Here is a 19,668-nt window from a genome sequence, read left to right on the forward strand (position 1 = left end):
ATAATCTTCGTTAAGCAAGCCGCATAGCCCATGAATGTCTTTGTTATCCCATCGTGGTATCCATCAAAAGATCACCCCACCACGGGCATCATGATAGCTGAGCAGTACGAAGCCATCAGCAAGGCGAATACGGCAATCAATATAGGGGTCAGCATATGGGGGCAAATGGACAATCGCTTTTTACTGAAGGCAAGTGATCATTTAAAGAATCTCCCAAAGTTGACCGCTACCAAAGAGAGCCATACCATCACAAAATCCCCTAACTTAAAGGTGTACCACACACCGGCGTTCACCTGGAGCAGGAAACTATTCAAAGGCAATTTCGACAAGATAGTAAAGGCAAACCTTCGAAATCTAAAAGCCTTTGAGCGTGACTTCGGCCCCGTGCAGCTGCTCCATGCGCATGTAGGTCACCCGGCCGGCAACATTGCCCTGGAAGTTGCTCGGCAAACCAACCTTCCGTTTTGCCTCACAGAGCATATGGGACCCTTCCCAAGCCCCTACGCTACCAATAAGCAAGGTTTACTAACGGCATTTCACAGGTCTCCTTACATGGCTTCCGCCGTTAACATCGCGGTAAGCCCTTTCCAAAAAAAAATGATGGAGCAGCAAGGCATTAGCAACATCGTAACGGTGTCGAATTTTATTGATGAGGATTATTTCCAGCCAGCCCCTCCATTGCCCAGAACCGATTCCACTTTTACATTTTTCACCTTTACTCGGCTCGTCGATGGCAAAGGAATAGAGGACTTGCTCCATGCCACCAAAGCTTTACTGAACAAAGGGGTAAAAGTGAGGCTTCGCATCGGCGGAACTGGCCAAAAAGCGATATACTACAGACAATTAGCCGAGGGATTAGAGATATCAGAAAAAATTGAATGGCTAGGAGAACTCAGTAGGGAGGCTGCTTTGTGGGAATACCAAAAGTGCGACGCTTTTGTGCTGCCCAGTTATTACGAATCGTTTGGAATTGTTTACATTGAGGCACTGGCATGCGGCAAGCCCATCATAGCGACCAAGTGCGGAGGACCAGAGACTATAGTGAATGAGCTGAACGGCCTACTAATCGACAAGGGCAGTCCTGTGGCATTGGCTGAAGCAATGCAGCACATGACTGAAAATGCTGGCAGGTATGACTCAGCTATCATCCGACAGGATTTCTTGACTAGGTTCTCAAAAAAAACAATCATCCCACAACTTGTCGCGCTATATCAGAAAGTGATCACCCAGCACAAATCAACCCTATGAAAATCGCTCTTATCGGAGCCGGTAACGTAGCCTGGCATCTTGGCAAAGCGCTTTATGGCGCTGGGCACGAAATCGTGGCAGTGTATAGCCCCACGTCAGGCCACCGGGAAGCACTGGCAAAGGAACTCGCACCGGCTATACCGCTCCCATCCCCTGACCTGACTGCTACCGATGCCGAACTGGTCCTGATAGCTATACCGGATGCCGCACTAGCTTCTGTAGCTTCTACCATTAAAGTCGCCAAGGGAACAATTGTGGCACATAACTCCGGCTCTCAACCGCTGGCTGTTTTGCAAAGTATAACAGGCGGGAGGGCAGGTGTTTTTTATCCACTACAGACGTTTTCCAAGTCTAAACCTGTCGATTTCAAATCTATACCTGTGCTTTTGGAAACTGAAGATGAAAACACCTTACAGACCTTACAGGCAGTAGCAGCCAGCATTACCAAAGAAGTTCACCTGGTTGACTCCACCAAGAGAAAACAGTTACACCTGGCCGCTGTGTTTGCCTGCAACTTTACCAACCACCTGCTAGGTATAAGCAGGACGCTGCTGCACGATGCCCAGCTCCCTGACTCGCTGCTTCAGCCCCTCATCCAGGAAACCATAGCCAAGGCGCTTCAACAACACCCTTTCCAGGTACAGACAGGTCCGGCGGTGCGCCATGATCACAATGTGATTGATGAGCATATGCAGATGTTACAAGAGCACCCAACCTATCAGCAGGTATATCGGTTGCTCACCCAAAGCATACAGGAACAGCACATGAACGGAAAAAGCACGGAGGAGTAACCTCTTTTGCCGTATACCTGTTTCTTAACCGGAGAAGGTATGAATTGCCTGGGTTTTGATTCGGGGGGCGGGTTTCATAACTTTGCACCGTAAAAAGACATATTCATGAAAATTGTAAATATAACGTTTAAGTTTGCTGACGGCTCGCCTGACCAGATACTCCCTGCTGTAGAGGGAGAGTCTGTGCTGGATGTGGCGCTCAACAACGACATTAAACTACAGCATAACTGCGGTGGCGTTTGTGGCTGCAGTACTTGCCATGTATACATCGAGGCTGGTATGGATGACCTGCCGGAAATCTCTGACAAAGAAGAAGACTACATCGACCGTGCCGTTGACCCGCGTATTAACTCACGACTGGGTTGCCAGTGCGTTGTGCAGGGCAACGAGGACATTGTGGTGACCATACCGCCACAGGATTTCCTGGGCCATTAGTGGCTGGCAGTTCATGCCATAAGCATGGCGCTGCTGAATCATAAGCGTTAACTGATAAAGAAAAACATATGGATAAGAATTATGAACCGCCAATTCACTGGAATGACTATGAGGACATAGCCATGGCCCTGTACGAGAAGTTTGGCAATGATTTCAACGAATCGAAAATATACCGCATCCGCTTTACCGAGCTATTGGAGTGGGTACTCTCATTGCCCAACTTTGCCGGCAAACGCGAAGAGTCCAACGAAGGCCACTTAGAGCAGATTCAGGCCGCTTGGGTATATGAGTGGCGCGACAACCAGGACTAAGGCGATATTGGCCCACAAAAAGTTCTTTATATTAAATTAAATATATATTTTTAAAGGTCCTTTCTGATGAGAGGACCTTTTTTAATTCACTGTATGTCAATCACCCAACCAGACCTGACTCTTATCAACACCTTCATCTTCGATGTAGACGGGGTACTAACGGATGGCTCGCTTTACGTATTTGCCGATGGCGAAAAGGTAAGAGCCTTCAACATCAAAGACGGCTTCGCCATCAAGCACGCCTTGCGCCAGGGCTACCGCGTCGCTATCATTTCCGCCAAAAACGAACCGGGTGTGCGCGTCAGGCTCGAGGAACTGGAGATAGAGGATATTTTTCTGGGAGCAGAGGACAAGGTGGAGATTTTCGAGGATTACCTCTACATGCAGGGCATCCATCCGGCCACGGTGGCCTACATGGGCGACGACATGCCTGACCTGGAGGTTATGCAACGCTGTGGCCTCAGAGCTTGCCCCGCCGACGCCGCCGATGATATTAGGGAAATATGCACCTTTATCTCAACAAAAAACGGAGGCAGAGGAGCTGTGCGTGAGCTGATTGAGAAAATTATGAAGGCACAGGATACGTGGTAGCAGGGATTATACTTTTCTCAAATCAAATAGCAAGTTTCTTTTAAATAATTATTTGCTTATATATAATTATTTTTTAATCTTACAGTCAGTTTATTTAAAATTATTTATTTCATTTTTATGAAGACAGGAAAAGTAAAATTTTTTATTGAATCAAAAGGCTTTGGCTTCATCACAGAAGACGAAACAAATGAAGATTTCTTTGTGCATGTGACTGGACTGAATGGTCTGCAGATCCAGCAGCACGACCGTGTGGTTTTCGACACACAGGAAGGCAAAAAGGGCGTTAATGCGGTAAACGTTCAGAGAATCTGATACGGCGCAGGCTCCGTTAGAGAAACCCCTTCCCCAAAGGGGTTTTTTTATGCGCTGGCTTTTGTGGCGCGCATAAGAGGGTTTAACTTTGCGGCGGCTATACCCCTTCCCTACTTTGAAAGAGTTTTTATACCTAGTCCGTTTTCCGAATCTGTTGCTTATCGTGCTGAGTCAGGCGCTGGTGCAGTCCAGCTTGCTTACGATCGGCGTGAAATGGGAACGCATCGCCGAGCCGGGCTTTTTGGTGCTCACTTTCGCCACCGTATGCGTAGCGGCAGCCGGTTACATCATCAACGACTACTACGATGTCAAGATAGACGCCATTAACAAGCCGGAACGCGTGGTGGTGGGCAAGTCAATCCGCCGGCGACCTGCCATGTTCACGCACATGGTTCTTTCTTTTGTAGGTATAGCCCTTGGGTTTTGGCTGTCTTTGGCGGTTGGCCTGATCAACCTGGGGGCGGTATTGCTACTGTGGGGCTACTCGGCCCGTTTCAAAAAGATGGCATTGGTCGGCAACCTGGCCATTGCGTTGCTCTCCGCCTCTATGCTGCTGGCAGTAGCGGTATATGCCCGGAAACTCAACAAAATCACGATCAGCTATGCCGTATTCGCTTTTCTGATCTCTCTTATTCGGGAGATTATCAAAGACATGGAGGACGTGCGCGGAGACGAGTCCTTTGATTGCCGCACCCTGCCCATTGTGCTGGGGCAGCGCCGCACCAAGTATGTCCTATACCCTATTATTGCCCTTTTCCAGGCCTTCCTGCTGGTGGTAATCTTTCACCCGGTCACATCCTCTGGATTTGATGTGTACATGATCATGCTGGTGTTGCTGCCTGGAGTGTGGCTGGTAGCTAAACTCGTAAGGGCTGACCGCAAACGCGATTTCACTTACCTCAGCAACCTGGGCAAGTTTATTATGCTGACAGGCATACTCTCCATGCTGCTTATCAACTAGGGTTAAAGCGAAAAACAGGCCGACCCAAGAAGTATCGGAATGGCTTGCGATGGCAGGTATAGGCAGTCGGAGTGCAGCCGCACAACAAATCGTTTTTTTGTTATGCCATCACTCCCGACAAGCCATTGTAAATTCATGTATAGTTGTATATTTACAAGCTAAAAAAATTTATACCTGCCTCTAACCTACATGAACAAACTTCAAAAGATCATCCATACGTATGGCCTGCGTAAAACCAAATGCCGCGCCGATGTCCTGAACCTGTTTCTGGAAAATAACCATGCGCTGGCTCACGCCGCCGTTGAGCAACACTTGGGCACACAGTACGACCGTGTCACGCTTTACAGAACACTCCACTCGTTTGAGAAAAAAGGCTTGCTGCATAGCATCAATGACGGGAGCGGCGCCGTGAAGTATGCTATCTGCAAGCAGGCCTGTACCCAGCATCAGCACCATGACAATCACATGCACTTCAGCTGCACCGCCTGCAGCCAGACCTATTGCATCAACGAGGTGCACCTCCCGCCGCTACGTATGCCGGACGGTTACCAGGTAGAGGAACTGCGCTTTTCGGCACAGGGCGTCTGCAAAAGCTGTTTGAAAGCCCAAAGGCTGCAACAGGCATAGCCACCTCCGCCAAAAGGCCAATACCTCTAGTTTATTAATTTCCGTAAGTGTATAGCATTAACAGGTATAGCCCATGCCCTCAAAAAAATTAGGTTCTCCCGAGCACTTCCATCGATTAGCCACTTCACCAAGTAAGTTGCGCCTTTTCATGCTGGCAAAATTGCCTATGGCGTATCTCGCTGGTTTAAAGGTAGCGGCTATTTCGGAGGAGAGGGCCATGGTGACCATATCCTACAAATACCTCAACAAAAACCCCTTCAACTCCATTTACTTTGCCAGCCTGAGCATGGCCGCCGAGCTCTCAACGGGCCTTCTTTGCATGGCACAGACCTATAAGTCCGATCCGGCCGTGTCGATGCTGGTGGTGCACATGGAAGCCGACTTCATGAAAAAAGCGGTTGGTAGGATTTCCTTTTCCTGCGAGGACGGTGCTCGAATAAAAGCTGCTGCCGACCAGACCAAGATCACGGGCGAGGGTGTGACGGTGGTAGCTACTAGCATCGGCACCGACGAGAGCGGCGATAAAGTGGCAGAATTCCGCTTTACGTGGTCGCTTAAGGCGAAGAAGCGGCCTAGCTCTTGATTTCATTAGCTTTTTGGGAGCTATACCTGTAACTTGCAGCCCGTTACCAGCTATTTTACCCAGCATGAAATTCCGAGCCATCTGCACCGATATAGACGGCACTTTGCTTAACAGCGACCGTCAGCTATCGCAGCGCACCATTCATACAATCAAAAGTTTAGACCAAGACGTTCCTATTATACTGGCTTCTTCGCGCATGCCTGCCGCCATGCGCCACCTGCAGCAGGAACTGAACATACTGCACCATCCACTTATCTGCTTCAACGGGGGCTATGTCATCTATTTTGAGAATGGTAAAACGGAGGCTTTGCCTTTGGACTCGGTGCAAATTCCCGCCACGGTTTGCCAAACCATACACGATTTTGCGCAAGGCACCGACATGCACGTCAGCTTGTATGCACAGGACAACTGGTATGTGCCCGCATTCGATTACTGGGCCGAGCGCGAAGCACGCAACACAAAGGTAAGGCCCGAGCAAACGGAGTTGGAGCGCGTACTCCAAGGCTGGCTTCAGGCAGAGACGGGGGCGCATAAGGTTATGTGCATGGGCCCCGCCAATGAAATCGATGCTTTAGAGCATGAGCTGACGAGCAACTTTGCCGATCAGGTACACGCCTATCGCTCCAAAGACACCTACCTCGAAATTGCTCCGCGCGCCATCTCTAAAGCCACCGCACTTAACTTGTTGCTGAAAGAGCGTTACGATATAGGCATGCACGAAGTCATGGCCTTTGGCGATAACTACAATGACATCGACATGCTGCAAGCCGTGGGCATGGGTATAGCCGTAGGCAATGCCCGCGAAGAGGTAAAGGCGGTGGCCCACGAGGTTACGCTCAGAAGTGTAGAAGACGGCGTAGCGGCGGCTATTGAGAAGTACTGGTAACGAAACGATAACTCCTTTAGCTTTATCACAAGGCTAAACCTTCGAAGCGACCATATCACCCGGTATGGTCGCTTCGCTTTTTAAATTTTATCTGTCGGTTGCGTAAGCGGTTGATGCCACCTAACTTCTCCCGCTTCATCCCCATGGTTCCCGCACTTATCCGATAACTTCCTTAGCTCATTGCTTTTCGATTTCTGGCCGTGGTCGGCGGCTATACCTTTGAGTCATTCAGTAAGATTTAAAAACTCTAAACCTTAAAACAATGAACAAAGAATTAGCCTTTCTGAGAAGCTTCGCCGCCATCACCGTGCTCGGCATTATCTTTTTGTCAAGCGTGGCCTTTAAAGGCTCGGGCAATTACAAGTTCAACACGATCGATGTGCAGCGCATTAATATTGTGGAGCCCGATGGCACCGTGAAGATGATCATTACCAATGCCGGCCAGTTCCCGAACGGCAAGGACAAAGTGAACAACCGCATGACCAACGTGACACGCAAGAAGCGCTCAGGTATGCTGTTTTACAATGAGGATGGCATAGAGTGCGGGGGCTTTATTTATGACGGGCAGAAAAAAACAAACGGACACAGCTCGGGCCTCTCGCTCACCTACGACCAATACGACGGCGACCAGGTCATGCAGCTGCTCACGCAGGATTACAAAGAGGGCGACAAGCGCCATGTAGCCAGCAGTCTTGTGTTCAACGACCGTCCTGCAGGTGAGTCTCAGCAAAAAACCCATGAAATAATGCGGGAAATTGAGGAACTTGGCAAAACGGACAAAGCGGCCGCCCGCAAAAAGCTACAGGAGTACGAGGCGCAGGGTTTGGTGGGAGGCGCTCCGCGTGTCATGCTGGGCAAGTCCAGAAGCCAGAACAATGGTCTGTTCCTGTTCGACGACAAAGGCATGCCCCGCGCCATGTTCTACATCGACAGCCAAAATAACCCAAAACTCGAGATGTTCGATGACAAAGGCAATGTGACGCATACCTGGCCTGAACAATTAAAATAACATAACAGCGGAGCAGCTACTCAGATAGTTGCTCCGCTGTTTAAAAGCCTGAAACCCATGCGAGCCAGCAAGCTAACCATCGGCAACCTATACCTGAGCAAATACTTTTTGCTCTTCACATTCGTGTTCGCCTACCTCCAATCCATTCAGCAACGAATCGGCGCGACACGGGCTATCGACTTCTATACCTTCACACCTGAAGCCGCGGTTTTCGGATTCCTGAGCGCCTGCCTGATCTTCTTTTTCCTGGGTCTTCTGATTCAGAAGAGTCGCAGCAAGGTACACGAGTTCAGTTTCAAATCGACCACCGTTATCTTTCTTCTTGCCTTGCTTCTATACCTTGTCATCACCAACCTATTCGGCTTTCTGATCTCGTTGAGCTTTGGCACGATTGAGCGAAATTTCACACAGAACCTGATTATCAAAAGCAACTTGTCCAATGCTTTGAACTTCTGCATTTATGGTGGCTTTTACCTGGCACACTATTTATTTTGGCGAAACAAAGAAGACAACCAGAAAATGGCCACCTATAACCAAGCCCTGGCCGAGAGCAAAATCGCCCAGTTAAAATCGCAACTCAACCCGCATTTCCTGTTCAACAACCTGAATGTGCTGGACCAACTGATTGAGGAAGACAGCCAAACCGCTTCCGACTTCCTGAATGACTTCGCTGACCTGTACCGCTACGTGTTGCAGACCTCCGACAAAAAGCTGGTACCTGTTTCAGAAGAGGTATACTTTGCCCGGCGCTATTTCAAGTTGATGGCACACAAGTATGGCGACGCTTACCAGTTGGATATTTCGAATCATGAAAGTCACGAAGGCCTTATACCTCCGCTCACATTGCAGCTGCTCCTCGAGAACGCCATAGAGCACAACCTGGGCACCGAGCAAAGCCCTGTATGCATTGCCATTAATATCAACTCAAAGCTCACGGTGGCGAACAATACGGTGGAGCGGCGTCAACGCAAAACCACTGGCGGCAGGGCTCTGCAAAATCTACAAGAACAGTATGCGCTTTTATCAAAAGAAAGTGTCGAAATTAGGCATACCCAAAATCACTTCGAAGTTACCTTACCCCTTATACCTTAGCACTGCGCATGATCAATGTAGTCATTATAGAAGACGAAGCCCCCGCCCGTAAAAAGCTCAACCGCTTTCTGTGTGATTTGGAGGAAGACGTGGCTGTTTTGGCGGAGTTCGAGACTGTGGCCGAAGCGGCGGACTACCTACACGGCAAACAAGGTATAGACCTGATTCTGTCAGACATCCAGCTGCGCGATGGCAGCGCATTTGAGATTTACAGCCAGGTGGATGTAAGCTGCCCTATCATCTTCACGACGGCTTACGACCAGTTCTGGATGGACGCTTTTGAGACCAACGGTATAGAGTATTTGCTGAAGCCCTTCTCCTTCGAACGGTTCCAAAAAGCATGGGACAAGTTCATGCTTCTGGGAAAATCCCCTTCGCCAGAAAAGGCCATGTTGGAAAAACTTCAGCGGCTTCTGCATATTGCTCAACCCGAAAGCAAAGCTTACAAAAACAGGCTTGCCGTAAATTCAAGCCGAGGAACTTATTTTTTGGAGATAGCCGCTATTTTGTATTTTGTGGCTGAGGAGGGCGTGGTAATGGCAATTGACGGAAATGGCAAAAAACACCTGCTATCGCAGACCACTTTAAAGGAAATCGAATCCATGGTAGACCCGAACCATTTTTTCAGGATAAACCGGAGCGAACTGGTGAATAAGAAGTATATTGAGCGGATAGAGCGCTACTCCAAAAACACCATCGCGCTAAAGTTGTCCGATCACGAACAGCACCTTGTAACAAGCCAGAGCAGCACCGCCGCCTTTAGGCAATGGATCGAAGAATAACCAATCGCTATACCTTGCATGCAATCAACCGCTTCAACACCCGAGCTATACCTGGCAGAGCTGCCCGAAGAGCGCCAGCATATCATGACTGCCTTACGAGACGTGATTCGCGAGAACCTGCCCGCTGGTTTTGAAGAAGTGATGAGTTACGGTATGCTGGGATACGCGGTGCCGCACACCTTATACCCAGCCGGCTACCACTGCGACCCCAAGCAGCCACTGCCATTTATGAGTATCGCCTCGCAAAAGCGCCACATCGCCGTTTACCATATGGGAATGTATGCCGATGAAAAGTTGCTGGATTGGTTTAAGGAAGAGTACTCCAAGCACAGCAATACCAAGCTTGACATGGGCAAAAGCTGTATCCGTTTTAAGAAACCCGAGCAAGTGCCTTTGGCGCTGATCGGTGAGCTCGCCTCTAAAATGACACCGCAAGAGTGGGTACAGGTATACGAAAGTCAGATTAAAAGATGAGTACAACTACCCGGATGAGGACAAAACGGGTAAAATCCCTCATTAGTGTAAAATAGGATACGAGCTGATTCGAATGAAAGAACTATTAGCAGCGGTACTGATCAGTTTGGCATTTACGTTGGCCTGCCTATACCTCCATATCATGCCGTCCTCCAATAGCATGATCAATCTGAGAACCTCCACCCTAAGTGACGAGAAGCCATTGATCTCAAATGAGTACCTGACAATTGCCATAACCTATCACAAAGAGCACCCCGCTTTCGCCAAGCGCCCCCTCACCACCTATCTTGTTGAGAAGCTTAGTAGTATTTCCTCTCTCGATCTCGGCACTTCTTTTACCGTCATAAATTTCTCCTTCCTGTTTTTATGCGGGCTTGCTGTATACTGGTGCTCCACTTTGCTAGGCCATAACGCAGCAGAGGCGCTATGGAGCATGACTTTATTTTATACCAGCTTTAGCGTCCTGTTTTCATTTTTCCCGCCAATCTATAGTTATGACGAGCCTTTACAGTATTTGCTTATCTACCTCAGCCTTATTGCCCTGCTTTATGGCAACTGGTTGCTGTTTGTCTGTTTTTTCAGCCTTGGCCTCATCGCCCGGGAAAGTGGTTTGATCCTCTTGCCCGGCTTTGCTTTACTTGTTGTAAGTTACGAAAAACCACTCTCCTTCTGCCTGAAGCGAATATTACTGTTAGGGTTGCCCGTCCTCATCTATGCGACTTTCCTATATGTTTTCATTTCGGAAACCAACATTGAAGAGGCTTCCAGGCAAGATTTCATGGACCGCTTTTCTCACTTCTTCGGAAACTTCCGGAACCTGAAATTCACTTTGGAGTCATTTACCTCCTTCTTGTTAGCCACCGGCTTGCAGGCTTATCTGCTCTATTGCTATGCAAGTCGAAAGTTGCTTACAAATACAGAAAAGCGGTATGCAGCAGCTTTTGTCTTAGTATTGGTTATCAATACCCTCGTTGTCTTTTTGACCACGCAGGCCAGAGAGACCAGGTTATTCGCATTGCCCCTGATTTTTTTATTCCCCTTTCTGGGGAAATACTTTATAAGTGAATACAGATTGATCCGGACTAAAATATCGCAGGCAACCAAGATGGAGTTAGCACGGAATTTTGCATTAGTAGCAGTTCTGGCAGGCCTTAGTCTTGTTGTAACCAACTCTTATTATTTTCAGACGATCGGGAGCCCCTCCGACAATTTATTTAACGAATACACAGGGCTTGCCGCCATTCTGTTCTTTTCCCATTTTGTCTTCAGGTTTGTTTTAAAACCAAAAAGTGAAGCAGTGGCCTAGCTTGACAATAAGACCTTGTAAGGTATAATCGACAATTTTAACCTGAACCGGTGCTGGCTTCTACGGCCAAACCCGTTATATTTGCGGCTGCAATACATACCTATACCTTTGACACCAACAGCTAAAAAGAATATAGTCATTTTTGCTTCGGGGTCGGGCAGCAACGCACAGCGCCTGATGGAGTACTTCGAGCACCACCCAGACATTCGTGTGGCCGCCCTGTTTGCCAACAACCCAAAAGCATATGCCCTCCAAAGAGCCGAGACCTTCCACGTCCCGGCTTTTTTATTTTCCCGTGATGAGTTCTACAACTCCGACAAAGTACTGGAGCAGGTAAAATCGTTTAATCCCGACCTGATCGTGCTGGCCGGCTTTCTGTGGCTGGTACCGCAAAACTTCCTGCAGGCTTTCCCGGACTGCATCATCAACATCCACCCTGCCCTTCTGCCCCAGTACGGCGGCAAAGGCATGCACGGACTCAATGTGCACACAGCGGTTGTGTCGGCCGGCGATAAGGAATCAGGTATTACCATCCACCGAGTCAACGAAGAGTACGACAAAGGGGAATTTGTGCTGCAGGAGCGCTGCCCCGTACACCCTGACGACACCCCTGAGGATCTGGCTGCCCGCGTGTTGCAGCTCGAGCACAAATACCTGCCAGAGGTAGTGGAGAAACTGCTACTTCAACTGCCTTAAAAGCAGTTTTTTGAGCACATTTGAAAACTAAAAATTAGCACATTATATAGCCCATACCCTATGCAATCTGTCAAAATCAAATCCGCACTTATTTCGGTTTACTACAAAGACCGCCTCGAGCCATTGGTTGAGCTTTTGAAGCAACACAACGTCACCATCTATTCTACTGGTGGTACCCAAGCCTTCCTGGAAGAGCAGGGCGCTGATGTAATGGCCGTAGAAGACCTCACCGCCTATCCCTCTATCTTCGGTGGTCGTGTAAAAACCCTGCACCCGAAAGTATTCGGCGGCATTTTGCACCGCCGCGCCAACGAGAGCGATCTGGCGGAACGCGAGCAGTACGAGATCCCACCGATTGACCTGGTGGTAGTAGACCTATACCCATTTGAGGAAACCGTGGCATCGGGCGCATCAGAAGCGGATGTAATCGAGAAGATTGACATTGGCGGCATCTCGCTGATCAGGGCGGCAGCCAAGAATTTCCAGGATGTGTTGATCGTGTCATCACGTGAGCAGTACGACGAGGTGGTGGATTTGCTGACAGAAAAAGACGGCGCGACGGAGTTGGCTGACCGCAAGCGCTTCGCAGCCAAGGCCTTTGATATTTCTTCGAACTACGATACGCACATCTTCAACTACCTGAGCAAAGAGCAGGATATCAACGTGTTCAAGCAGAGCGTGCGGGAGGCCACACCGCTGCGCTACGGTGAGAACCCGCACCAACAGGGCACCTTCTATGGTAAGCTGGATGACCTGTTTGAGCAGCTCAACGGCAAACAGTTATCGTACAATAACCTGGTGGACGTGGACGCCGCTGTGGCACTGGGCGCTGAGTTCGAGGAGCCAGCCGTGGCTATCCTGAAGCATACGAACGCCTGCGGTTGCGCCACCGGTGACACCATCAAAGAGGCTTACCTGTCCGCCCTTTCTACTGACCCGGTTTCAGCTTTTGGCGGTGTGATCATCGCGAACCGCACCATTGACAGGGGCGCTGCAGAAGAGCTGAACAAGCTGTTCTTCGAAGTACTGATCGCCCCTGATTTTGATGCTGACGCATTGGAGTTATTGCGCACCAAGAAAAACCGCATATTACTCAAGCAGAAACCTGTTGAGCTGCCAACCAAGCAGTTTAAGACTTTGCTGAACGGCGTGATCGAGCAGGACAAAGATCTGAAGACCGAGACAGAAGCCGACTTCAAAACGGCCACCAAGCGCGAACCTTCTGCCGAAGAGAAAAAGGCACTGGTATTTGCAGCCAAGGTTTGCAAGCACACTAAGTCCAACACCATCGTGCTGGCTACCGACAAAATGATGATTTCGAGCGGTGTGGGCCAGACTTCCCGTGTGGACGCCCTGCGCCAGGCCATCGAAAAAGCCAAGAGCTTCGGTTTCGATATCAGTAACACCGTCATGGCCTCCGACGCCTTCTTCCCTTTCCCGGATTGCGTGGAGATCGCCGATCTGGCAGGTATAAAAGCGGTAGTGCAGCCAGGCGGTTCTATCAAAGACCAGGACTCCATCGATTACTGTGACGCCCATCACATGGCCATGGTGATGACCGGTGTGCGCCACTTCAAGCACTAAGGTATAGCCCTGTTGCAGAAAGCCCCACTCTTTACGGATGGGGCTTTTTTTATACCTGGCTGCTCTACCTATAAGTTGGTTTCATCCCTGTACCTTCACGTTATCTCAGTAATAGGACCCGAGTCAAGGGAGATACAAGCCTTGTTTTACTAGCGGGGCACCAGAAGGTGTGTTCCGGCATCGCATCCAATTTTTGGGTATGGCAATGCGTTATCAAAGGCAATGCCTGGAAATTGCATGTAAAATGTCTTCTAAAAAATTAAAACTTACACCACTTCTGTTACATCATTATTAATTCCGCTGAAAATCACTAATTTTGCCGCTAGTTTTCGACAAGAAATATTGTATATTAAAAATATAACGAGGCGGCCATACGCCTTTATAAAATAAGAATGGGACTATTTAACTTTCTTACCAGCGATATAGCCATTGATTTGGGTACCGCCAATACCCTGATCATCCATAACGATAAGATAGTGGTGGACGAGCCATCCATCATCGCCGTGGATCGCACCACGGGCCGTGTATTAGCCATTGGCCGCAACGCCATGCAAATGCACGAGAAAACCCACGAAAATATCAAAACCATCCGTCCGCTGAAAGATGGTGTGATCGCCGACTTCCACGCTGCAGAGGAAATGATCCGGGGTATGATCAAAATGATCGACACGGGCCGTCGTTTGTTCCAGCCCTCGCACCGCATGGTAATCTGCATACCTTCGGGCATTACGGAGGTAGAGAAACGTGCTGTGCGCGACTCGGCCCAGCACGCCGGCGCCAAAGAGGTGTGGATGATCCAGGAGCCCATGGCCGCGGCCATCGGTATAGGCATCGACGTAGAGCAGCCGATCGGCTCCATGATCGTGGACATTGGGGGCGGTACCACCGAGATTGCCGTAGTGGCCCTTTCGGGGATCGTGTGCGACCAGTCTATCCGCATTGCCGGCGACGTGTTCACCAAAGACATTCTGGACTACATGCGCCGCCAGCACAACCTGCTGATCGGGGAGCGCTCAGCTGAGAAAATCAAGATCGAGGTTGGCTCTGCTCTGACTGAACTGGAGAACCCTCCGGCTGACTACGAGATCCGTGGCCGTGACCTGATGACAGGTATACCGAAGGTGATCAAGGTAACTTACCAGGAGATCGCGATTGCGCTTGACAAGTCGGTTTCTAAGATCGAGGAAGCAGTGCTAAAGGCGCTGGAGATCGCGCCGCCGGAGCTGTCAGCCGACATTTACGACAATGGCATTCACCTGACAGGTGGTGGCGCCTTGCTGCGTGGTTTCGACAAGCGCCTGGCTGCCAAAACCAAATTACCAATCCACATTGCCGAAGATCCGCTTAGAGCGGTGGTACGCGGCACAGGTGCGGCCATCAAAAATCTGGAAGGCTTCAAAAATGTCCTGCTGACATAACAGTACCGCATGCGGAATCTTTTTGCTTTTATTTATCGGTTCCGTGCATTCCTCATATTCGTAATGCTGGAGGCGCTGTGCATCTTCCTGATCGTGCGTTACAACACGTATCAGGGGGCCGCCGTGTTCAATTCCGCCAATACGTATGTAGGGCAGGTACTTGAGTTTCAGAGTGGCATAACCGACTACTTCAGGCTGGCGTCTGTGAACAGCACGCTGGCCCGGGAGAATGCCGCCCTGCGCCAGGAGTTGATGCTTTACCAACTGGAGGCGCAGGCTGACAGTACCGACAAACTGGACACTGTCTTTTATGCCCCTTCCGACTCCTCCAGGGCACATCCTTTTATGCTGCATGCGGGCCGTGTAATCAATAATTCTGTGCGGCGCACCAACAATTACCTGACATTGGCAGCCGGTAGCCAGGATGGCGTGAAGCCGGGTATGGGCGTGATTTCGCCAAACGGAGCCGTTGGACGCGTGAAGACGGTTTCAAAGCATTACGCCACGGTAACCTCGCTGCTCCATTCCCAAATGCTGATTTCGGCCAAGATCAAAAAAGACAATACTTTCGGCACCATCAAGTGGATGGGTGGCGACTACCGCACCGCATTGCTCGACTACATCCCGTTGCATGTGAAGCCAGCCAAAGGCGACACGGTAGTGACCAGCGGCTATAACACAGTTTTTCCGGAGGGGATTATGGTGGGCACCATCAGCTCTGTGGCAAAGGAGGCAGACAAAAGTTTTTACACCATCCGGGTGAAACTGGCCGTTGATTTTGCGCAGCTGTCTTTTGTGTATGTGGTCGATAACCCGAGACGAGTAGAGCAGGATTCATTAGAACTGGAAGCAGGTATACTACCCCATGAATAGCAGCCTAGGTATCAGACATATCGTTCAATTTGTCCTGTTTGTGGCCCTGCAGATCCTGCTGATGGACAGCCTTGTGCTGTTCGGCACCGGTTTCTGCTTTATCTACATCGCCTTTCTGTTGTTCCTGCCTATTAACATGAACCGGGTGCTACTGCTTTTCTTCGGTTTGGTGGCGGGCTTTACTGTCGATATTTTCTACGACACGATAGGTATACACGCTGCCGCCAGTGTTCTGCTGGCCTACTTAAGACCCATGATATTGAACCTTCTCACACCCCGAGATGGTTACGATACCAATGATTCCGTGAACATACACGTGATGGGCTGGCGTTGGTTCCTGGCTTATGCACTTACGCTCATTCTGGCGCACCATACTGCGGTTTTCCTGCTGGAAATCTTCAGCCTGGAGGGCTTGTCCTCAGCCATACCCAAAATTTTGCTGAGTGTGCTTTTCACGGGAGTGGTCATGGTTATTTTACAATTACTGTTCTTCTCCATTAAGAGAGCGAATAGATGAATTACCTGGAAAACAGAAAATACGTCATACAAGCAATATTCCTGGTGGTGGGTGTGGTCTACGCACTGCGCCTTTTTTACATCCAGGTAGTGGACAGCAGCTACAAGCAGGCTGCCGAAACGAATGCCATCAAAACCGTCATCCAGTATCCTTTCCGTGGTTTGATCTACGACCGGAATGGCGAGTTGCTGGTACAAAACACACCGGTTTATGACTTGATGATCGTGCCGAAGGAAGCGCGTAACATTGACACGCTGCGCCTGGCTCAAATGCTGGAAATTCCGCTGGAAGATGCCCGTGAGCGCTTCAAAAAGGCACGCGCCTATTCCTGGGTGAAACCCTCCATTTTCCTGCAGATGCTGAGCACCCAGGATTTTGCCCATATCCAGGACAACCTCATCGACTTTCCCGGCTTTTACATCAATGCCCGTACAGCCCGTGGTTATCCGCACAAAAGCCTGGGCCATGCGCTGGGCTACATTGCCGAGATCAGCCCGAAACAGCTCGAAGATACCTCTTACCATGGCTACCGTCCCGGCGACTACATCGGGAAAGCAGGTATAGAGATGGAGTACGAGAAGTACCTGATGGGCAAGCGCGGCGTCAAGTACAAAATGGTGAATGTGCGGGGCATTGACAAAGGACCGTTTAAAGACGGTGCTTACGATACCCTTTCCGTGGCCGGACAAAACCTGGTGAGCACCATTGACCTGGAGTTGCAGGCCTATGGCGAGTACCTGATGGATGGTGCCAAAGGGAGTGTAGTGGCTATTGAGCCCGCCACAGGCGAAATCCTTGCTTACATCTCGGCTCCTTTCTATGACCCGAACCTGTTCACGGGTAAGGACTATGGCAAGAACTATATGCAACTGCTGCAGGACCCGGACAAGACCATGTTCAACCGCCCGATCATGGCCGACCGCAACCCGCCGGGCTCCATTTTTAAACTGACCCAAGCACTCATTGCGCTGGAAGAAGGCGTGATTAATCCGCGAACGCAGTTTGCCTGCAACAAGTCGCTGGTAAACTGTCACCCACACCCCTCCCCGCTCGACCTGTATGGTGCCGTGCAACACTCCTGTAACCCTTGGTTTTTCCAGGCTTACCGGGCGCTCATTAACCAAGGCAAATCCAAGAATACCTTTACCGACACGTCCTTGGGCCTAAAAGACTGGCGTGAGCAGGTGCTGACCTTTGGCTTCGGCCAGAAACTGGGCATTGATATACCTGGCGAGAAGACGGGCATTATTGCTTCTACGGACCTGTATGATCGCGTGTACGGCAAAAACCGCTGGAAATACTCTACCATTTATTCACTTAGTATCGGGCAGGGTGAGTTGGGCGTAACGCCACTCCAGATGGCAAATTTCATGGCCATTATCGCCAACAAAGGCTATTATGTAACGCCGCACATCATCCGCTCTGTTGGTGAAAATGGCAAGCCACTGAAAGAAAATCAGGAGCGCCACTATACCTCCGTGAAGCCACAGCACTATGAACCCATCATAGAAGGTATGGCCGAGGTAGTGCGGGCCGGTACAGCACGACGCGCTAACCTGGAAAAGGTAGGTATAGTTGTTTGCGGAAAGACCGGAACGGCCCAGAACCCGCAGGGACCTGACCATGCCGTGTTCGTGGCCTTTGCGCCCAAAGAAAATCCGAAGATCGCGATTGCCGTGTATGTCGAGCACGGCAAATGGGGAGGCCAGTCAGCCGCGCCAATTGCCGGCCTCATGATCGAGAAGTTCCTGACGGACACAGTTACAATGAAGGCACAGGAGAAGTGGGTACTGAGTCGCGAGTATTTGAACATTAAATCGAAGTAAGGTATGCCAGTTGAACAGAAAGTACTTGGAGGAAAGATCGTGCAGCCTAGCAGCCGGCGTCAGTCTACCAGTGTGTTCGGCAATCTGGACTGGTTTACCGTGCTGCTCTATTTTGTGCTGGTGGCTTTGGGCTGGATGAACATCTACGCTGTGGTCTACAGCCCTGAAAACATCGTGAACATCTTCAGCTTCGACATCAACTCCGGCAAGCAGTTGCTTTGGATCGGCACTGGCGTGATTCTGATGATTGTGCTGCTGGTGGTGGACTACAAGGTATACGAGCACCTGGCTTACCCCATTTACGGCGGGATTATCCTGCTATTGCTCTTTACACTGGCCGTAGCGAACCCAGTGGCGGGCTCCCGTTCCTGGCTTGATTTAGGAGGAGGTGTGCGCCTGCAGCCCGCAGAATTGGCCAAGTTTGCCACAGCATTGGCTATTTCAAGGTTTCTGAGTAATGTCAGTTTGCGCCAGCAGAACATGAAAGACCAAATGGTGCTAGCTGCCATCACCTTCCTGCCGGCCATCATCATTATCCTGCAGAACGAAACAGGCTCTGCACTCGTGTTCGGCGCATTCATTCTGGCCTTCTTCCGCGAAGGTATGTCACCACTCATCCTGATCATAGGCGGTTCAGCGGCGGCTATCTTTATACTCACGCTGCTTGTGCCTAAGCTATACCTGTTGATTGGGGTTGCGGCACTCATGGGGCTGGCCATGTTCCTGGACTATCGCCTGATGCGCCGCTTCAAGACCATGATCGCGCTCTTTGTGCTTATCATTGGCATGGTGTTCAGCGTGGATTACTTCGTGAACGACATCCTGCAGCCGCACCAACAAAACCGTATCAAGGCGCTTATCAACCCGGAGGCAGACCCGCTGGGCTATGGCTGGAACGTAACGCAGTCTAAGATTGCAATTGGATCAGGTGGTTTCTGGGGCAAAGGTTTTCTGGAGGGCACGCAGACCAAGTTCGACTTCGTACCGGAGCAGAGCACCGACTTTATTTTCTGTACCATTGGGGAGGAACACGGTTGGTTAGGAAGCACGATTTTGATTGGCTTGTTTATGCTGCTGCTGATGCGCATTGTCTACATTGCCGAGCGCCAGAAATCCGTGTTTGGCCGTACGTATGGCTACTGCGTGGTTTCCATCATCTTCTTCCACTTTGTCATCAACGTGGGCATGACCATCGGTTTGGCTCCGGTGGTAGGTATACCGCTGCCTTTCTTTAGCTATGGTGGTTCTTCGCTGTGGTCGTTTACTATTTTGCTATTCATCCTGCTGGCCATTGATGCGAACAGGAACCGGGAGTTGGTGCGGTAAGGTATATTCGCATTCCCTTC

General features: G+C 50.0%; 22 protein-coding genes. All 22 read left to right on the forward strand.

What is annotated here, in order from left to right; genetic code table 11:
- The first annotated feature begins 30 nt into the window (after nucleotides 1–30).
- The 22 genes from H9Q13_RS12775 to rodA all read left to right on the forward strand — a co-directional run bounded on the left by H9Q13_RS12775 (nucleotide 31) and on the right by rodA (nucleotide 19,648).
- Complete coding sequence (locus tag H9Q13_RS12775) at nucleotides 31–1,248, forward strand: glycosyltransferase (protein WP_191184203.1); 1,218 nt, start codon at nucleotides 31–33, stop codon at nucleotides 1,246–1,248.
- Nucleotides 1,245–2,039, forward strand: coding sequence for a Rossmann-like and DUF2520 domain-containing protein (locus H9Q13_RS12780; RefSeq protein WP_191184204.1), 795 nt, complete (start codon nucleotides 1,245–1,247; stop codon nucleotides 2,037–2,039). Before H9Q13_RS12775 ends, H9Q13_RS12780 begins: the two co-directional genes overlap by 4 nt.
- A gap of 105 nt (nucleotides 2,040–2,144) precedes the next feature.
- Nucleotides 2,145–2,474 carry a 2Fe-2S iron-sulfur cluster-binding protein gene (locus tag H9Q13_RS12785; RefSeq protein WP_191184205.1) on the forward strand — a complete coding sequence of 110 codons (330 nt, stop codon included), beginning with the start codon at nucleotides 2,145–2,147 and terminating at the stop codon, nucleotides 2,472–2,474.
- A gap of 68 nt (nucleotides 2,475–2,542) precedes the next feature.
- Nucleotides 2,543–2,785, forward strand: coding sequence for a Fe-S cluster assembly protein IscX (gene iscX, locus H9Q13_RS12790; protein WP_191184206.1), 243 nt, complete (start codon nucleotides 2,543–2,545; stop codon nucleotides 2,783–2,785).
- 93 nt (nucleotides 2,786–2,878) lie between these two features.
- Nucleotides 2,879–3,376: a KdsC family phosphatase gene (locus H9Q13_RS12795; RefSeq protein ID WP_191184207.1), complete on the forward strand. Its 498-nt coding sequence runs from the start codon at nucleotides 2,879–2,881 to the stop codon at nucleotides 3,374–3,376.
- A 117-nt stretch (nucleotides 3,377–3,493) separates the two neighbouring features.
- On the forward strand, nucleotides 3,494–3,688 hold the full coding sequence (locus H9Q13_RS12800) for a cold-shock protein (RefSeq protein ID WP_191184208.1): 195 nt from the start codon (nucleotides 3,494–3,496) through the stop codon (nucleotides 3,686–3,688).
- Between the two features lie 115 nt (nucleotides 3,689–3,803).
- Nucleotides 3,804–4,649, forward strand: a complete 846-nt coding sequence (locus tag H9Q13_RS12805) for a geranylgeranylglycerol-phosphate geranylgeranyltransferase (RefSeq protein WP_191184209.1) — start codon at nucleotides 3,804–3,806, stop codon at nucleotides 4,647–4,649.
- Nucleotides 4,650–4,838: 189 nt separating this feature from the next.
- Nucleotides 4,839–5,276, forward strand: coding sequence for a Fur family transcriptional regulator (locus H9Q13_RS12810; protein ID WP_191184210.1), 438 nt, complete (start codon nucleotides 4,839–4,841; stop codon nucleotides 5,274–5,276).
- Between the two features lie 73 nt (nucleotides 5,277–5,349).
- Nucleotides 5,350–5,859, forward strand: coding sequence for a PaaI family thioesterase (locus H9Q13_RS12815; RefSeq protein ID WP_224744268.1), 510 nt, complete (start codon nucleotides 5,350–5,352; stop codon nucleotides 5,857–5,859).
- Between the two features lie 64 nt (nucleotides 5,860–5,923).
- Nucleotides 5,924–6,745 (forward strand): Cof-type HAD-IIB family hydrolase, encoded by an 822-nt coding sequence (locus H9Q13_RS12820; RefSeq protein WP_191184211.1) that lies wholly within the window; start codon nucleotides 5,924–5,926, stop codon nucleotides 6,743–6,745.
- Between the two features lie 262 nt (nucleotides 6,746–7,007).
- A complete protein-coding gene (locus H9Q13_RS12825; protein ID WP_191184212.1) occupies nucleotides 7,008–7,754 on the forward strand; it encodes a hypothetical protein in 747 nt (248 codons plus the stop codon).
- Nucleotides 7,755–7,811: 57 nt separating this feature from the next.
- Entirely contained in the window at nucleotides 7,812–8,846 is a 1,035-nt protein-coding gene (locus H9Q13_RS12830) for a sensor histidine kinase (RefSeq protein ID WP_191184213.1), read from the forward strand.
- Between the two features lie 8 nt (nucleotides 8,847–8,854).
- Nucleotides 8,855–9,628: a LytR/AlgR family response regulator transcription factor gene (locus tag H9Q13_RS12835; RefSeq protein WP_191184214.1), complete on the forward strand. Its 774-nt coding sequence runs from the start codon at nucleotides 8,855–8,857 to the stop codon at nucleotides 9,626–9,628.
- A gap of 18 nt (nucleotides 9,629–9,646) precedes the next feature.
- Nucleotides 9,647–10,102, forward strand: coding sequence for a DUF1801 domain-containing protein (locus tag H9Q13_RS12840; RefSeq protein ID WP_191184215.1), 456 nt, complete (start codon nucleotides 9,647–9,649; stop codon nucleotides 10,100–10,102).
- Nucleotides 10,103–10,175: 73 nt separating this feature from the next.
- Nucleotides 10,176–11,408, forward strand: a complete 1,233-nt coding sequence (locus H9Q13_RS12845; RefSeq protein ID WP_191184216.1) for a hypothetical protein — start codon at nucleotides 10,176–10,178, stop codon at nucleotides 11,406–11,408.
- A gap of 81 nt (nucleotides 11,409–11,489) precedes the next feature.
- Nucleotides 11,490–12,104: a phosphoribosylglycinamide formyltransferase gene (gene purN, locus H9Q13_RS12850; RefSeq protein ID WP_317173903.1), complete on the forward strand. Its 615-nt coding sequence runs from the start codon at nucleotides 11,490–11,492 to the stop codon at nucleotides 12,102–12,104.
- A 60-nt stretch (nucleotides 12,105–12,164) separates the two neighbouring features.
- Complete coding sequence (purH, locus tag H9Q13_RS12855) at nucleotides 12,165–13,688, forward strand: bifunctional phosphoribosylaminoimidazolecarboxamide formyltransferase/IMP cyclohydrolase (protein WP_191184218.1); 1,524 nt, start codon at nucleotides 12,165–12,167, stop codon at nucleotides 13,686–13,688.
- Between the two features lie 392 nt (nucleotides 13,689–14,080).
- Nucleotides 14,081–15,106 carry a rod shape-determining protein gene (locus tag H9Q13_RS12860; protein WP_007652384.1) on the forward strand — a complete coding sequence of 342 codons (1,026 nt, stop codon included), beginning with the start codon at nucleotides 14,081–14,083 and terminating at the stop codon, nucleotides 15,104–15,106.
- 9 nt (nucleotides 15,107–15,115) lie between these two features.
- Nucleotides 15,116–15,979: a rod shape-determining protein MreC gene (mreC, locus tag H9Q13_RS12865; RefSeq protein WP_191184219.1), complete on the forward strand. Its 864-nt coding sequence runs from the start codon at nucleotides 15,116–15,118 to the stop codon at nucleotides 15,977–15,979.
- Entirely contained in the window at nucleotides 15,972–16,496 is a 525-nt protein-coding gene (locus H9Q13_RS12870; protein WP_191184220.1) for a hypothetical protein, read from the forward strand. The genes mreC and H9Q13_RS12870 overlap by 8 nt, the downstream gene beginning before the upstream one ends.
- Nucleotides 16,493–18,322, forward strand: coding sequence for a penicillin-binding protein 2 (gene mrdA / locus H9Q13_RS12875; RefSeq protein WP_191184221.1), 1,830 nt, complete (start codon nucleotides 16,493–16,495; stop codon nucleotides 18,320–18,322). The genes H9Q13_RS12870 and mrdA overlap by 4 nt, the downstream gene beginning before the upstream one ends.
- 3 nt (nucleotides 18,323–18,325) lie before the next feature.
- Nucleotides 18,326–19,648 (forward strand): rod shape-determining protein RodA, encoded by a 1,323-nt coding sequence (gene rodA / locus H9Q13_RS12880; RefSeq protein ID WP_191184222.1) that lies wholly within the window; start codon nucleotides 18,326–18,328, stop codon nucleotides 19,646–19,648.
- Nucleotides 19,649–19,668: the final 20 nt, after the last annotated feature.

The sequence above is a fragment of the Pontibacter aquaedesilientis genome, from assembly GCF_014773225.1.
Lineage (GTDB): Bacteria > Bacteroidota > Bacteroidia > Cytophagales > Hymenobacteraceae > Pontibacter > Pontibacter aquaedesilientis.

Excerpts from the sequence above, each read along its gene's own strand:
- H9Q13_RS12845 (WP_191184216.1), top strand. The coding sequence starts at position 10,176 with ATGAAAGAACTATTAGCAGCGGTACTGATCAGTTTGGCATTTACGTTG.
- H9Q13_RS12835 (WP_191184214.1), top strand. The coding sequence starts at position 8,855 with ATGATCAATGTAGTCATTATAGAAGACGAAGCCCCCGCCCGTAAAAAG.
- H9Q13_RS12810 (WP_191184210.1), top strand. The coding sequence starts at position 4,839 with ATGAACAAACTTCAAAAGATCATCCATACGTATGGCCTGCGTAAAACC.
- purH (WP_191184218.1), top strand. The coding sequence starts at position 12,165 with ATGCAATCTGTCAAAATCAAATCCGCACTTATTTCGGTTTACTACAAA.
- H9Q13_RS12775 (WP_191184203.1), top strand. The coding sequence starts at position 31 with ATGAATGTCTTTGTTATCCCATCGTGGTATCCATCAAAAGATCACCCC.
- rodA (WP_191184222.1), top strand. The coding sequence starts at position 18,326 with ATGCCAGTTGAACAGAAAGTACTTGGAGGAAAGATCGTGCAGCCTAGC.
- mreC (WP_191184219.1), top strand. The coding sequence starts at position 15,116 with ATGCGGAATCTTTTTGCTTTTATTTATCGGTTCCGTGCATTCCTCATA.
- H9Q13_RS12860 (WP_007652384.1), top strand. The coding sequence starts at position 14,081 with ATGGGACTATTTAACTTTCTTACCAGCGATATAGCCATTGATTTGGGT.
- H9Q13_RS12825 (WP_191184212.1), top strand. The coding sequence starts at position 7,008 with ATGAACAAAGAATTAGCCTTTCTGAGAAGCTTCGCCGCCATCACCGTG.
- H9Q13_RS12870 (WP_191184220.1), top strand. The coding sequence starts at position 15,972 with ATGAATAGCAGCCTAGGTATCAGACATATCGTTCAATTTGTCCTGTTT.
- H9Q13_RS12780 (WP_191184204.1), top strand. The coding sequence starts at position 1,245 with ATGAAAATCGCTCTTATCGGAGCCGGTAACGTAGCCTGGCATCTTGGC.
- H9Q13_RS12840 (WP_191184215.1), top strand. The coding sequence starts at position 9,647 with ATGCAATCAACCGCTTCAACACCCGAGCTATACCTGGCAGAGCTGCCC.
- iscX (WP_191184206.1), top strand. The coding sequence starts at position 2,543 with ATGGATAAGAATTATGAACCGCCAATTCACTGGAATGACTATGAGGAC.
- H9Q13_RS12800 (WP_191184208.1), top strand. The coding sequence starts at position 3,494 with ATGAAGACAGGAAAAGTAAAATTTTTTATTGAATCAAAAGGCTTTGGC.
- mrdA (WP_191184221.1), top strand. The coding sequence starts at position 16,493 with ATGAATTACCTGGAAAACAGAAAATACGTCATACAAGCAATATTCCTG.
- H9Q13_RS12830 (WP_191184213.1), top strand. The coding sequence starts at position 7,812 with ATGCGAGCCAGCAAGCTAACCATCGGCAACCTATACCTGAGCAAATAC.
- H9Q13_RS12785 (WP_191184205.1), top strand. The coding sequence starts at position 2,145 with ATGAAAATTGTAAATATAACGTTTAAGTTTGCTGACGGCTCGCCTGAC.
- H9Q13_RS12795 (WP_191184207.1), top strand. The coding sequence starts at position 2,879 with ATGTCAATCACCCAACCAGACCTGACTCTTATCAACACCTTCATCTTC.
- H9Q13_RS12820 (WP_191184211.1), top strand. The coding sequence starts at position 5,924 with ATGAAATTCCGAGCCATCTGCACCGATATAGACGGCACTTTGCTTAAC.
- H9Q13_RS12815 (WP_224744268.1), top strand. The coding sequence starts at position 5,350 with ATGCCCTCAAAAAAATTAGGTTCTCCCGAGCACTTCCATCGATTAGCC.